The organism is Candidatus Chloroploca mongolica (assembly GCF_004762035.2).
GTDB classification, from domain to species: domain Bacteria; phylum Chloroflexota; class Chloroflexia; order Chloroflexales; family Chloroflexaceae; genus Chloroploca; species Chloroploca mongolica.
This window is the reverse complement of record NZ_SIJK02000024.1, coordinates 26,213-39,418: the sequence shown is the minus strand read 5'-3', so window position 1 is coordinate 39,418 and position 13,206 is coordinate 26,213. Positions and strand designations below refer to the sequence as shown.

At 59.5% G+C, this 13,206-nt stretch carries 13 protein-coding genes; 10 read left to right on the top strand and 3 right to left on the bottom strand.

Features of this window, described 5'->3' with window-relative positions; genetic code table 11:
* Positions 1–70: 70 nt before the first annotated feature.
* The 7 genes from EYB53_RS13940 to EYB53_RS13910 all read left to right on the top strand — a co-directional run bounded on the left by EYB53_RS13940 (position 71) and on the right by EYB53_RS13910 (position 7,807).
* Positions 71–304 (top strand): ribbon-helix-helix domain-containing protein, encoded by a 234-nt coding sequence (locus EYB53_RS13940; RefSeq protein ID WP_097655513.1) that lies wholly within the window; start codon positions 71–73, stop codon positions 302–304.
* A gap of 227 nt (positions 305–531) precedes the next feature.
* Positions 532–1,122, top strand: coding sequence for a 2Fe-2S iron-sulfur cluster-binding protein (locus EYB53_RS13935; RefSeq protein ID WP_135478919.1), 591 nt, complete (start codon positions 532–534; stop codon positions 1,120–1,122).
* A 193-nt stretch (positions 1,123–1,315) separates the two neighbouring features.
* Positions 1,316–3,298 carry an acetoacetate--CoA ligase gene (locus tag EYB53_RS13930; RefSeq protein WP_135478916.1) on the top strand — a complete coding sequence of 661 codons (1,983 nt, stop codon included), beginning with the start codon at positions 1,316–1,318 and terminating at the stop codon, positions 3,296–3,298.
* A 9-nt stretch (positions 3,299–3,307) separates the two neighbouring features.
* Positions 3,308–4,516: a DNA double-strand break repair nuclease NurA gene (locus EYB53_RS13925; RefSeq protein ID WP_135478914.1), complete on the top strand. Its 1,209-nt coding sequence runs from the start codon at positions 3,308–3,310 to the stop codon at positions 4,514–4,516.
* Positions 4,517–4,633: 117 nt separating this feature from the next.
* Positions 4,634–4,909: a metal-sensitive transcriptional regulator gene (locus EYB53_RS13920; protein WP_135478912.1), complete on the top strand. Its 276-nt coding sequence runs from the start codon at positions 4,634–4,636 to the stop codon at positions 4,907–4,909.
* Positions 4,910–4,927: 18 nt separating this feature from the next.
* Positions 4,928–5,143: a heavy-metal-associated domain-containing protein gene (locus EYB53_RS13915; RefSeq protein WP_135478910.1), complete on the top strand. Its 216-nt coding sequence runs from the start codon at positions 4,928–4,930 to the stop codon at positions 5,141–5,143.
* 36 nt (positions 5,144–5,179) lie between these two features.
* Positions 5,180–7,807 carry a heavy metal translocating P-type ATPase gene (locus EYB53_RS13910; RefSeq protein ID WP_135478908.1) on the top strand — a complete coding sequence of 876 codons (2,628 nt, stop codon included), beginning with the start codon at positions 5,180–5,182 and terminating at the stop codon, positions 7,805–7,807.
* On the opposite strand, the gene EYB53_RS13905 is transcribed toward EYB53_RS13910, so the two are convergent.
* On the bottom strand, positions 7,749–8,147 hold the full coding sequence (locus tag EYB53_RS13905) for a hypothetical protein (protein ID WP_135478906.1): 399 nt from the start codon (positions 8,145–8,147) through the stop codon (positions 7,749–7,751). The genes EYB53_RS13910 and EYB53_RS13905 overlap by 59 nt on opposite strands.
* Before the next feature lie 188 nt (positions 8,148–8,335).
* Here EYB53_RS13905 and EYB53_RS13900 point away from each other — a divergent pair, with 188 nt between their 5' ends.
* The 3 genes from EYB53_RS13900 (at position 8,336) to EYB53_RS13890 (ending at position 11,072) form a co-directional block, all read left to right on the top strand.
* A complete protein-coding gene (locus EYB53_RS13900) occupies positions 8,336–8,935 on the top strand; it encodes a hypothetical protein (RefSeq protein WP_135478903.1) in 600 nt (199 codons plus the stop codon).
* Between the two features lie 83 nt (positions 8,936–9,018).
* The gene (locus EYB53_RS13895) at positions 9,019–9,711 is read left to right on the top strand and encodes a response regulator transcription factor (RefSeq protein ID WP_135478901.1); all 693 of its coding nucleotides are present in this window, start codon (positions 9,019–9,021) and stop codon (positions 9,709–9,711) included.
* The gene (locus tag EYB53_RS13890; protein ID WP_135478898.1) at positions 9,708–11,072 is read left to right on the top strand and encodes a sensor histidine kinase; all 1,365 of its coding nucleotides are present in this window, start codon (positions 9,708–9,710) and stop codon (positions 11,070–11,072) included. Before EYB53_RS13895 ends, EYB53_RS13890 begins: the two co-directional genes overlap by 4 nt.
* Before the next feature lie 200 nt (positions 11,073–11,272).
* Here EYB53_RS13890 and EYB53_RS13885 read toward each other — a convergent pair whose 3' ends face one another.
* Both EYB53_RS13885 and EYB53_RS13880 read right to left on the bottom strand, forming a co-directional pair.
* Positions 11,273–11,641: a roadblock/LC7 domain-containing protein gene (locus EYB53_RS13885; RefSeq protein ID WP_097655432.1), complete on the bottom strand. Its 369-nt coding sequence runs from the start codon at positions 11,639–11,641 to the stop codon at positions 11,273–11,275.
* A 219-nt stretch (positions 11,642–11,860) separates the two neighbouring features.
* Positions 11,861–13,165 carry a sugar ABC transporter substrate-binding protein gene (locus EYB53_RS13880; RefSeq protein ID WP_135478896.1) on the bottom strand — a complete coding sequence of 435 codons (1,305 nt, stop codon included), beginning with the start codon at positions 13,163–13,165 and terminating at the stop codon, positions 11,861–11,863.
* Between the last annotated feature and the right edge of the window lie 41 nt (positions 13,166–13,206).

Below are 13,206 nucleotides of genomic sequence, written 5' to 3'. Positions count from 1 at the left end.
TGGCCCCGGCCAGCTACGCTGGCCGGTGCCAGCACCAGAAGCTGATGCGACCGAGCGTACGAGGTGCATTGTGAAAACGATCCAAATGACCATTGATGACGAGTTGCTGGCTGAAGTGGATCATCTGACGGCAGCGCTGCAAACCACCCGCTCGGCATTTATTCGCTCAGCCCTCCAACTCGCATTACGCCATCACGCCATCCTTGAAAAAGAGCAGCAGCATGCCAGAGGCTATGCGCAACATCCCGTTGCGCCAGGTGAGTTTGATGTTTGGGACGCTGAGCAAGCGTGGGGTGAGCAATGAATCAGATCGCCAAAGCCAAGCTCGCCGGTTATATTACACATCTTGCACCAGAAAGGCTCCGCGAGTTCCGCGAGGCGATAAGCTTTGCCCTTGGGTTTGATGTGCTGGAGTGAGCGCAAGCTTAGCACCCTCGTCACGTTGCTTGACGCGATCTATCGCCTATGTTATTGTGAAGACCGACCTGGATACCTGTGTCCCCCCCAAGCTCCAGCCAGAGGAGATCAGACATGTCTACCATCATCATGAACGATGTCGCGATGGAAGCGAAGGTCGGCGAGCGGGTTTTGAATGTCGCCCGACGCAATGCGGCGCATATCGGTTTCCTGTGCGATAACGCGGGTACCTGCCAACTCTGCCGCTGCCAGGTGGTGGAAGGGGCCGAGTATTTGAGTCCGCCGAGTGAGGCCGAAAAAGCCTGGATTCCCGAGGCGAAACTCGCCGAAGGCCAGCGGCTCGCGTGTCAACTGATCGTCCGTGAACAGGGCGAAGTCAAGATCCAAAGCTACGCCGAGTATATCCGGCAACTCGTCTTAACCCTGATTGACCCGCCTCCGAGCACGAATACGGTGCAAAATCTTGAGCCCCTGGTTAAGAATCTGCTGACCGACTTTGCCGATCAACTGGCCCTCTTCCCCCGTAACATCCTGAGCCGCCTCAACGAACTCGGGCCAGTGCGCTTTGCCTTCCCGATCCAGGACACCGAACGCTTTGCTGATGATATGAGCCGTCTCGTTGAACGGATGAACTCGGGGGCCGAGCGAATCGAGCGGAAACGGCCTGAGGCGATCAAGCCCTCGGAAGAGACGCCGTCTAGCTAAGACCAATGCCTTAGCGCATAAGACAGATTGTGTGACGCAAAGGCGCAAAGACGCAAAGCTTCGAATGAATCCGCTAGACTAGACCTCACAGGTATTGAAGATCTGTGAGGTCTTGCCATCTTGTGATTGCCCTAGCAAGATAGGGTACAATAAGAGGCGCTTCTCGTGATGCAATACTCTCTGGAGGTGTTCGATGCCGAACGAGCCTGCCCCGATGTTGCTCTGGTCACCTTCTGTTGAACTAAAGCAGCAGAGCAATATGCAGCACTATATGACCTGGCTTGCCGAGACGCGTGGGTTGCATTTCACGACGTATGATGAGCTCTGGCGCTGGTCAGTTGATGAGATCGAGGCGTTCTGGGCGTCGATCTGGGAATATACCGCGATTCTGTCGTCGACACCCTACACGGCGGTGCTGTCGAGCCATACGATGCCTGGGGCACGCTGGTTTGCGGGGGCAAAGCTCAATTATGCCGAGCATATCTTTCGCCGAGCGACGACGAGCCATCCTGCGGCGATCTTTCAAGCTGAGGGCAGGCCACTTACCGAGGTGAGTTGGGCTGAATTGGAGGCCCAGGTAACCGGTGTTGCGGCAACGCTCCGTGAACTTGGGGTGCGTGCCGGTGATCGGGTGGTTGGCTATATCCCGAATATTCCGCAGGCGCTAGTGGCCTTTCTCGCGGCGGCGAGTCTCGGGGCGGTTTGGTCGAGTTGCTCGCCCGATTTTGGCAGCCCAAGTGTGATTGATCGCTTTCAGCAGATCGAGCCCAAGGTGCTAATTGCTGTCGATGGGTATCGGTACGGCGGCAAGGCCCACGAACGCCTCGGGGCGGTGCGCGAGATTCACGCGGCTCTGCCGACGCTTGAAGCGACGATCCTGGTGCCTTATCTTGATCCAGCGGCGACTGGCGACGATCTCGAAGGACGAGTATTGCCCTGGGCAACAGCAAGCGCAGCCCCCGGGACGTTGCAGTTCGAGCACGTCGCATTCGACCATCCCCTCTGGGTGCTCTATTCCTCAGGCACCACCGGTCTCCCCAAGCCCATTGTGCAGAGCCAGGGAGGCATTCTGATCCAGCATCTGAAAGAGTTGACCCTGCACCTGGATCTCAAGCCCGGTGATCGGTTTTTCTGGTTTACGACGACCGGCTGGATGATGTGGAATTTGCTGGTGGGTGGGCTGTTGACGGGCAGTACGATTGCGCTCTACGATGGCAGCCCTGGCTATCCTGATATGGGGGTGCTCTGGAAGTATGTCGAAGAGGCGGGCATAACCTTTTTTGGGACAAGCGCAGGTTACATTACAGCCCTAATGAAATCTGATGTGCATCCAGGTGCCGAGTACGATCTGCATATGCTTGTGGGCATGGGTTCAACCGGGTCGCCGTTGCCACCCGAGGGCTTTGAATGGGTCTATGCCAACGTCAAGGCGGATCTCTGGCTGGCCTCGATCAGCGGAGGCACCGATGTGTGTGGCTGTTTTGTGGGCGGCACGCCTCTGTTGCCGGTGTATAGCGGGGAAATTCAGGGGCGCATGCTGGGCGTCAATGCGCAGGCCTTTGACACCGATGGCAATAGTGTGACGGGGGTGATGGGCGAACTGGTGATTACCGAGCCAATGCCTTCGATGCCGATCTATTTCTGGAATGATCCTGATGGCCGCCGCTACCGCGAAAGCTATTTTGAGGTCTATCCTGGCCTGTGGCGCCACGGCGACTGGATTGTGTTGAATGAGCATGGCGGGGTTGTGATCTACGGACGCTCGGATAGTACGATCAATCGCCAGGGCGTTCGCATGGGTACCAGCGAGATCTACCGGGCCGTCGAGGCGATCCCCGAGGTACTCGATAGCCTGGTGATTGACCTGGAAGGACTAGGTGGGGCATCGTATATGCCGCTCTTTGTGGTGCTGCGCGACGGGGTGAGCCTCGATAAGGCGCTGGAACAGCGCATCAAAACGGCGATCAAGACAGCGCTTTCGCCGCGCCATGTGCCCGATGAGATCTTTGCGATCCCCGATGTACCGCGCACGCTCAGCGGCAAAAAACTTGAAGTGCCGGTCAAGAAGATCCTGATGGGTGCGCCCGTCGAACGTGCCGCGAATCCCGACTCGCTCAAGAATCCTGAGTTGCTGCCCTTCTTTGTCGAGTTGGCCCAGCGGTTGAAAGCACGGTAAGCCACGCCTATGGGACTGGATCTCTCAACCCTCAGCAAGCAGATCCGCGAAATGAGCCATGCGGCGGCTGGTGCTGCCGCTGCGACCGCCTCGCGGGCTGCAGCGCTACGAGCGCACTATCTTGAGGCCGATGGCAACGAGGCGCACTGGGCGCAGGCGGTTGATCTCAGCCGCCCGACCGCCCAGTGGTTGCTGGCCCGCCCGATTGAGCCGCTCGGAACCGTGCGCGATCTTCCCCCTCCCCCAGCCGCGTATGCGCTCGTCGCCACCGACGGATCGCAGATCGACCTTGATCGCCACGGGAGTGTGAGCTGTTATCTGCTCAACATCGGGCAGGTCTTTCTGCGGTATGGGCATCAGCCGACGGCGCGCCTCACCTCGCAGCCAACGCTCTACTATCGTGAAGAGGATCTCTATCTGCGAGAAGGTTCGCGGCGGGTTGCAATTGAAGGGGGCTATCTGAGTGCGCGGCGCGATGTGGAAGAAGGCGTCGCGCTGGCCGAACTGGCCGATGAGTACCTGACCGACGACTTGCCAGCGCTTGCGTTGCAGGATGGAACGCTGATACGCTGGGCGCTGGCCGGGGCCGAGCGGTTTGTGCAGGACTTCTTTCTTGAACCCTATCTTGGGTATCTGGAACAATTGCGACGGCGGGCGATCCCGGTCGCCTCGTATATCAGTCGTCCACGCTCACCCGAGGTCGTTGGCATGATCCGCTTGATGTTGTGTCCTGATGTCGATGTAGCCGCAGGGCAAGGTGCGGTCTGTGCCGAGTGTAGCGACATTGGTGCCGGGCGCGAGGCCTCGTGTATGGTCTGTCAGGGGCTTGTTGATGCCGACATTCTCGGGGCAGGGTTGGCCGAAGGGCAACGCGGGCCAATCTTCTGCTCGATGAGCCGGATCAACCTGGAGCGGTACGGGCACCATCTGATTCATTTCTTCTACCTACGGGTCGCCCGTGAGCTCTGTCGGATCGAGATCCCGCAATGGGTCGCACGCGAACCAGACCTGGTTGACCAGGTGCATACCCTCGTCTATGACCAATCGGTGCGTGGCGACGGCTACCCGGTAGCGCTGGCCCGCGCCCATGAACAGGCCGTCGTGCGCAGCGCTGACCGGCGTGCGTTCCTACGCATCCTCGAAGGAAGCCTCTACCGCGCCGAGGCCCCGGCCAGTTCTTCGGCCAAGCAAGCAAGCAAACAGTTTCCGCGGAGCTAAACGGGCGACCAATATAAATCTTTCTTGGAAAAAAAGCCAGCGACGCTGGCTTTTTTTCCAAGAAAGAAGTGGTATACTGACTGTACCCCCCCCAGGGGGGAGGGGGTGGAGGAGGCAATGAACAGCGAACACAAAGCAGATCTGCTCAAGCGGCTCAAGACGATCGAGGGGCATGTGCGCGGGGTGCAGCGCATGGTCGAAGCAGACACCTATTGTATCAATTTGCTCACCCAGACGCGAGCGATCCGGCAGGCCCTGACGAGTCTTGACCAGCGTATTCTCGATGAACATCTGCGCACCTGTGTCACCACGGCCATCCAGAGTGAGAGCCTTGATGAACGGGAACGGGTCGTGCGCGAGTTGTTGGAGGTCTTTGAAGCGCGTCAGAGCTAAGAGGAAGGAAAAGTAAGAATGAAAACCGAACAATTTCACGTCCCGGGAATTTCGTGTCAGCACTGTGTCCGTGCGGTCACCGACGAAGTTGGCAAACTCACTGGTGTTGCCAGTGTCACGGTCGATTTGCCAGGCAAGGTCGTGACCGTTGCGTCGGAGAACACGCTCGCAGCGGAAACGATTGTGGCCGCGATTCGTGAGGCAGGGTACGAAGAGGTTGCTCCAGTTCTATGAGCATGGCTTGCAGCTAAGCGATGCTCCTAAAGACCTATGGCAGAACAAGAACTTATTGTACCGGTGACCGGAATGACCTGCGCCTCGTGTGTGATGCGAGTCGAAAAGGTGGTCAAGAAACTCCCTGGCGTGGCGAGCGCCAGCGTGAATCTTGCTACCGAGCAGGCGAGCATCCGGTTTGACCCGGCCCAACTTGCGCCCCAGCAGATCCAGGCAGCCGTCGAGCAGGCCGGCTACGGCATTGTGACTGATCGCGTTGAATTACCAGTCACGGGGATGACCTGCGCCTCGTGTTCCAGTCGCGTCGAGAAGGCGTTGCGCAAGGTGCCCGGAGTACTGACTGCCGACGTGAATCTGGCAACCGAGCGCGCAACCGTGGTCTTTTCACCGGCGGCGACTGGTTTCAGCGAACTGAAGGCGGCGGTCGAACAAGCCGGTTACGGGGTGATCGAGACGAGCGAGCAAGAGGGTGAAAGCGAGGATGCCGAGGCCGTCGCCCGCGCCGCAGAACTTGCCCGCAAGCGACGGCAGTTGACCGTGGGCATCATCTTTAGTCTGCCCCTCTTGCTCATCGCGATGGCCCGCGATGTCGGGCTCATCAATCCCTGGTTGATCGGGGCCGGGGCCGAGATGATGCGCCAGGATCACGGGGCTTCGATGGCGGCAATGATGCACCAGATCGCCGCCCGCGACGACCTACTCAACTGGCTCTTTCTGTTGTTGGCGACGCCGGTGCAGTTCTATAGCGGGGCCGACTTTTATCGCCACGCATGGACGGCACTCAAAGCGCGTACGGCCAATATGGACACCCTGATTGTGATGGGGACGACCACGGCCTATCTCTATAGCATTGCCCTGCTCGTTAGCGGGGCACCAGGGCATGTCTATTTTGAGACCGCCGCCGTCATCATCACGCTCGTACTGGTGGGCAAATATCTCGAGTCGCGGGCGAAGAGTCAGACAAGCGCGGCCATCAAGAGTCTGATCGGGTTGCAACCACGCACCGCCCGCGTGCTACGCGGTGGGCAAGAGATCGACATCCCGGTGGGTGATGTACGCGTAGGTGAGGTGGTCATCGTGCGCCCGGGCGAGAAGATCCCAGTTGATGGGGTGGTGCTTGAAGGCGCTTCGAGTGTTGATGAGAGCATGCTGACGGGTGAAAGCCTGCCGGTTGAGAAACATGTTGGCGACCCGGTCGTTGGCGCGACGATCAACCGAAGTGGCAGTTTCCAGATGCGGGCCACCCGCGTGGGCAAGGCAACCGCTCTGGCGCAGATCATCCGGCTAGTTCAGGAGGCCCAGGGGAGTCGGGCGCCGGTGCAACGCCTCGTCGACCAGGTCGCCTCGGTCTTTGTCCCGGTTGTCATCACCATCGCCCTCGCAACCTTTGGCGTCTGGTATTTCATCGGGGATGTCGGCTTTACCCGCAGCATGATCTTTGCGGTCTCGGTGCTTGTCATTGCGTGCCCGTGTGCGCTAGGGCTTGCGACGCCAACCGCAATCATGGTGGGCACAGGCGTCGGGGCGCGGCGGGGCATTCTGATCAAGAATGCCGAAAGCCTCGAACGTGCTGCCAAGATTCAGACCGTCGTGCTCGACAAAACGGGCACGATCACCGCAGGCAAACCTTCGGTGACGGATATCATCGTCCTCGCACAGGGCGTGCAGCCTGTCCTGCCTACCTCAGTTGCGGCAGCCGCAGCAGGCGAGAAAGACCCGGGGGATGGGGTTGGCAAGGCGACCCTTCAGGCGGAACATGGCGTTACCGTGAACGGAAGCGCAGAGGAGGCCGAACGGCACCTCTTGCAACTAGCGGCTAGCGCCGAGAGTCGGAGCGAGCACCCCCTTGGCGAAGCAATTGTCCAGGCGGCCCACGAGCGTGGCCTGACGCTGACGCGCCCAACGCGCTTTACCGCCATCGTCGGAGCCGGGGTCGAGGCTGAGATCGAGGGCGCAACCGTCTTGATCGGGACAACACGGCTGATGGACGAGCGCGGTATTGGGACAGAGCAACTCGAAAGCGCCATTAGCGCAATGCAGAGCAAAGGCAAGACCGCGATGATCGTCGCAGCAGACGACGTCCCGTTGGGGGTCATTGGGGTCGCCGACACGGTGCGGCCAACCTCAGCGGCGGCGATTGCAATGCTGCGCAGCCGCGGCATCGAAGTCGCAATGCTGACCGGCGACAACCAGCGTACCGCCGCCGCCATTGCCCACGACGTTGGCGTTGACCGCGTGCTCGCCGAGGTGCGGCCCGAAGATAAGGCCAATGAAGTCAAACGCATCCAGAGCGAAGGCCGGGTCGTGGCAATGGTCGGCGATGGCATCAATGATGCGCCGGCGCTTGCGCAGGCCGACGTTGGCATTGCCATTGGCACGGGCACCGATGTCGCGATAGAAGCCGCAGCGATCACGCTGATGCGCGGTGATCTCGCTGGGGTCAGCCAGGCAATTACGCTCAGCCGGGCGACGATGCGCACGATTCGCTGGAACCTCTTCTGGGCCTTTATCTACAACGTCATGCTGATCCCGGTCGCCGCCGGCATTCTCTACCCGTTCACGGAGGTGCAACTCAACCCGATGCTTGCCGCAGTGGCGATGGCGTTTAGTTCGGTCTTTGTGGTAACAAATTCGCTGCGTTTGCGTCGAGTGCAACTGAGTTGAAGTAGGCTTCTAAACAGCCATTAAAATAGACATGCACCACCTGGTTGAAGGTAATGCGGCTGACGGCGTCCCAAACTTCATTATCGTCGGGGCTATGGACAACAAGCATGCCATATTCGGGGTGATACTCATCTTCACCAGGGGGAATGACAAAGGCCAACCACTCGTTGGGATAGCGCGGCTCGACGAGCGCAATGGGCTCAACAAGACCGCGCTCGTGCATGCCCGTATAGGGGCAGCCACACGAGCAGTTGGGGCCACAACTACTATGATCGCCCGTCCCGCAGGAAGGCTGGGTGCCGCCGTGCTCGGCGGTGGTCAGGTTCATCATGATTGGCATAGGAGATATTGTAGCATATAGAAGGTGGCGCTGCGATGCGCAGCGCCACCTTCTATATGCGTATATCCACAACAGCTACCCCCTATCTCCATAGGTTCTCCATAAAGACTTGCTATAGTAGAAACATCGAGAGAACGTGATCACTGGAATGGCCAGACAATCTTCGATCAACAATATGGAGAACCATCATGAAACGCATCTTTTCACTTTTTGCAACTGGCATTGGCCTCGCGCTTCTTGCCCTTGTGGCCTTGAGCTTTGCGCCTGCAGCCTCAGCCCAGGGCGGGCCTCCCACTAGTGCGGCACAGCAGGGAGCGAGTAGTCGTGACCGCAGTCAGGGCAGCAACGGACGCATGGGCCGGGCGGATCAATCGCTTGTGGCCCAGGCCGCCAATGCGCTTGGCCTCACTCGTGCCGAATTGGTTGCACAACTGGGGACAGACGGCACCATCGCTGCCGCGCTCCAGTCTGGGGGCGTCGATCCGTCCGCGTTCGTGCAGACAATGATCGCCTCGCGTACCGAACGTCTTGAGGCTGCGGTCGCAGCAGGCCATATGACCCAGGCCGAAGCCGACGCCCGTCTGGCAACAATCGAGGCGCAGCTCACCGAGCGGATCAATCAGCCGTTGAGCATGCTTGGCAAGGGCAACCAGGGCAACCAGGGCAACCAGGGCAACCGGGATCGGGCCAATCAGGGGACGCGTCAGCAGAGCAATGATGGCACCTGCGATGGTACGGGAACGTGTGACCAGAGTGGCGGGCAACAGCGTCGTGGAGGCAATCGATAGCTCCGTTTGCGCTGTGGGCAAACAAGCACCTTGCTTTGCCCACAGCGCAGCGAAGGAAGGCTGAAGGCTGAGGAAGAACGTCTATGCCAGAAACAGTCCTTGTCGTTGATGATGATCGCGAAATAGTCCGGCTTGTCTGCGCATATCTCGAGCAGGCAGGCTTTCGTGCGTCTGGTGTGTATAATGGGGAAGCAGCCCTGCGTGCAATCCGCACTGAACGGCCTGATCTCATCGTGCTTGATCTCATGCTGCCTGACCGCGATGGCTTCGAGATTGCCCGTGCGGTGCGCAGCGATCCGGCTCATGCACAACTTCCTATTATTATGTTAACTGCACGTGTTGACGATACTGACCGCATTGTCGGGCTTGAACTAGGAGCCGATGATTATGTCAGCAAGCCATTCAATCCGCGTGAACTTGTCGCGCGTGTACGAGCGGTCTTACGTCGTACCACAGGCGCACCTGTAGCCACGCAACGCCTGACTTCTGGGGATCTCGTACTCGATCTTGATGCCCATCGGGTGACGGTGGGGGGGGTTGTGCTCGAACTCACACCGACAGAATTCGAGTTGCTAGCACTCTTGATGCGCAACCCGGGCCACGCTTTTACCCGTACGGAATTAATCGAGCAGGGACTCGGTTATAGCTATGCCGGTTTGGAGCGTACCGTGGATAGCCATATCAAAAATTTACGCAAGAAGATCGAACGTGATGGCGATGCAGGCCCCTTGATCGAGACGGTCTATGGCATCGGGTACCGTTTGCGAAACCTATGAAACGCCTCTGGATCCAACTGACCCTGAGCTTCGGCTTAGTGGCCCTGACGGCCATCGTGACCGTGGCCTTGCTGGCGAATACACGGGCAGCGACAACCTTTCGGGGCTATGTCGTGCGTAGTCAGGTCACCGACTCGGGGCTGATCGGGCGCCTTGAGCGTTTTTACAGCGAGCAAGGTTCGTGGGAGGGGGTTGAGACAATCCTGGCGGCCCAGTATGGCCCTGGACAGGGGCGAGGTGCGCAAGGGTCGGGGGCACCCCGGAGTAGTGTCGCGCTAGCCGATGCCCAGGGGCAACTGATCGCCGATCCCAACGAAATCGCGACGGGCAACAGCCTGGACGTCCGTGAGCGTAACAACGCCCTTCCGATCACTGTCGCCAACGAGACCGTGGGCTATCTGCTGGTCAGCGAACCACGTGGCGGCAGCCTGCCCGGGGCAGCCGAGCGTTTTTTGGAGGATCTGAACGATATTTTCTGGTGGTCGGCGCTCCTTGCCGCCAGCATCGGGCTCGTCCTCGGCTTGCTGCTGGCGCGGAGCCTGACGGCACCACTCAATCGATTAGCGCATGGGGCGCGGCGCATTGCGCAAGGCAAGCTTGACGAGCGGGTACCGCCTGGCGGACCCATCGAAGTAAGCCAGGTTGCCGAGGCCTTCAACGCAATGGCCGCCAGTTTGCAAGCCGGCGAGACCGAGCGTCGTCATATGGTCGCCGACATTGCCCACGAACTACGCACCCCCCTCACCGTCGTGCAGGGGAATTTGCGCGCCATGCTCGACGATGTCTACCCGCTCAGCAAAAGCGAAGTAGCGACCATTTACGATACCACGCTGAGCTTGCGACGGCTCGTGGACGACCTGCGGGAACTCTCGCTTGCCGAGGCCGGTCAGCTCGAACTGCACCTCAGCCCCACAGCAATTGGCCCCCTCCTTGAGCGCACTGTCACCCTCTTTGAGGAGCTTGCGGCGAGTCAGGAGATCACGCTATCCGCGACATATGCACCCGAACTGCCGATGGTGACAGGTGATGCTGAACGTCTGACGCAAGTGTTACGCAACCTGGTGAGCAATGCCCTGCACCACACGCCGGCAGGCGGCACGATCACCTTGCGGGCAACAGCAGAAGGATCGCTGGTACAAATCGTCGTTGAAGACAATGGCACAGGGATTGCAGCAGACGATCTGCCACACATCTTTGAGCGTTTTTACCGGGCCGATCGGTCACGCAGCCGTGATCGAGGGGGAAGCGGGCTCGGACTTGCCATTACGCAACAACTGATCAAGTTGCACAATGGTATGATTGGGGTACGCAGCGAACCAGGGCAAGGAGCGTGTTTCTGGTTTACCCTGCCGGTCGCGTAGGGGCACGGCGGCGCCGTGCCCCTACCGCGCCGTGCCCCGACCGCCGTGCCCCGTACGGGCACGGCGGTGCCGTGCCCCGACCACCGCCGTGCCCCGACCACCGCCGCATTGAAAAAAGGCAGGGTTTGCCCACAACAAAACGGGCAACGAGTATCTACGTAACTCGTTGCCCGCGTGTAACACAGAGCCTGGGAGACACCCTAGACGAGATTGATCAACTCATTGGCGGTGCGGCGCATATCGAGGAAGACCAGGCCAAGCTTGGCACGACTCTGCGCCAGGGCAGTCAGAACTGCCTCATCGCCGATAGCCATCAAGATCACATATCCTTCTTCACCCCGGACGAAGACTTGATCGAGTTGACCACGCCGCAACTCATTGGCAATGCGCTCACCAAGCGAAAGCATTGCTGCGCTCATCGCCGAGACCCGATCCTCCTCAACATCAGCGGGCAGCGCCGAAGCCATGATGAGACCATCAACACTGACGACAGCCGATGCCTCGATGTCAGGCGTATTCATTGACAGGGCCTTCAGATGCCGCACCATCTCTTCGGTTCTGCTTGCCATTTATATCCTCCTTGGGCCATCAACCAGTTGTGGGGTAAAAGCGAGAATGTGCCAGTTGCTACCGGCAAAGCACACGGGCCATAGCGCGATGACCATCCTGGCCTATTCTACTACATCTTGAGACTACCGGCAACTCATTTGCTTCGTGCCAATGGGATAAAACGTGTGCATCTACGGGTGCAGGTGTAATGACTAGCGCTTGTCGTAATTATACCATTATCAGGGCCTTGTTTCGAGACGGCTACGCAACATTCCGTCGGCCTGTTCAACCGCCTGATCAGGCGTAAGAAGGCGGCGCAACACACTACTATGCATGTCGAGCAAAATATTCCAGACGACCTCGTTGGCAATCCGGCTATTGGGCATCGGCAAGCCGACCTGAGCCTGAGCGCGAAAAGCAATGGCCGCATCACGCAACGCTGGATCAAGTTCGGTATCTTCAGCGGCAAGATCGAGGCTCATCAAGACCGGTTGGCGGCCAGCGCGCAACAATTCACGCTGGGCGACCTCGTCCACCAGATAGGTGGCAAGGGCCCTCGCCGCCGTCCGCTCGGCTTGTTCGCCGAGGCGGGCATTGAAGACCAGCACATCACTCTGCACCAGGGGTTGCGGCTGTTGATTGCTGCCCGACAGATGCGGCAAAGGCATCACCCCCAGATTACCGGGCCAGATCGTCTGATAGACCGGCAAGGCATGCGCCCAATCAATCGTCATCACGGCCTGCTGTGCCATCACCGCATTGTCTACGCGCACCCCATCGAGGCGGGCGAGCAACCGCGGATCTTCGCGGAGTTGTAGCAGCCAATTGAGCCAGGCTTCGGTGCCTTCACGCCCATCGAGGCCAAGGACGATCGCGCCCTCGTCATCAAAGACCCGCCCACCAAAGGCATAGAGATAGCCAATCGTACGGTCGAGGTTGAGATTATAGGCAAGCCCCCAGATCGGCGGATTGCTACTGGTGACGGTCAGGCCACGCGCCGTCGCGAGCAGCGGATCGAGATCAGAGGGCGGCGCTCCCGTGAAATTCGCTCGATTATAGTAGAGTGCCAGCGTATCAAAGGTTAGCGGCACACCATAGAGGACGGGGCCATCAGCGGTTGCGGTGCGTGCCGCGCCAACCGCAACCGGCAAGAGTTGGGCCACCGTTCGTGCGGGGATCAGATCCTCAGCGGGGAGCAAGACCGCCTCGTCACGCAACCCACCGAGCGTATGACTCGGCACAATTGCTATATGGGGGCCACCGCCTTCGGCGACGGCAAGCGCGAGATCGCTGCGCAGCGTCGCGGCAGGGCGGGTCTGCAAGACGATTTGCACCCCTGGGGTCGTACGATTAAAGCGCTCGATCAGCACCGCAAGCACCTGGGCCTCAGCACGAGGCCAGGCATGCCAGAGGATCAAGACGGTACGCTCGCTCGGGGCAACCGCAGGAGGCGTCGGTGGCGGCGACGTGCTGCTCGTTGAACAGGCAACGAGCAGCACCGCCATCAGCCAGGCAAGCAGAAGAGATCTAAGTTGCGCGAGCATCTGCACCACTGCTCCTTTTGGGCTACACAATGAGCAAGTAT

Coding starts and splice junctions, on each gene's coding strand:
- EYB53_RS13935 (WP_135478919.1), top strand. CDS start 532: ATGTCTACCATCATCATGAACGATGTCGCGATGGAAGCGAAGGTCGGC.
- EYB53_RS13930 (WP_135478916.1), top strand. CDS start 1,316: ATGCCGAACGAGCCTGCCCCGATGTTGCTCTGGTCACCTTCTGTTGAA.
- EYB53_RS13925 (WP_135478914.1), top strand. CDS start 3,308: ATGGGACTGGATCTCTCAACCCTCAGCAAGCAGATCCGCGAAATGAGC.
- EYB53_RS13920 (WP_135478912.1), top strand. CDS start 4,634: ATGAACAGCGAACACAAAGCAGATCTGCTCAAGCGGCTCAAGACGATC.
- EYB53_RS13915 (WP_135478910.1), top strand. CDS start 4,928: ATGAAAACCGAACAATTTCACGTCCCGGGAATTTCGTGTCAGCACTGT.
- EYB53_RS13910 (WP_135478908.1), top strand. CDS start 5,180: ATGGCAGAACAAGAACTTATTGTACCGGTGACCGGAATGACCTGCGCC.
- EYB53_RS13905 (WP_135478906.1), bottom strand. CDS start 8,147: ATGCCAATCATGATGAACCTGACCACCGCCGAGCACGGCGGCACCCAG.
- EYB53_RS13900 (WP_135478903.1), top strand. CDS start 8,336: ATGAAACGCATCTTTTCACTTTTTGCAACTGGCATTGGCCTCGCGCTT.
- EYB53_RS13895 (WP_135478901.1), top strand. CDS start 9,019: ATGCCAGAAACAGTCCTTGTCGTTGATGATGATCGCGAAATAGTCCGG.
- EYB53_RS13890 (WP_135478898.1), top strand. CDS start 9,708: ATGAAACGCCTCTGGATCCAACTGACCCTGAGCTTCGGCTTAGTGGCC.
- EYB53_RS13885 (WP_097655432.1), bottom strand. CDS start 11,641: ATGGCAAGCAGAACCGAAGAGATGGTGCGGCATCTGAAGGCCCTGTCA.
- EYB53_RS13880 (WP_135478896.1), bottom strand. CDS start 13,165: ATGCTCGCGCAACTTAGATCTCTTCTGCTTGCCTGGCTGATGGCGGTG.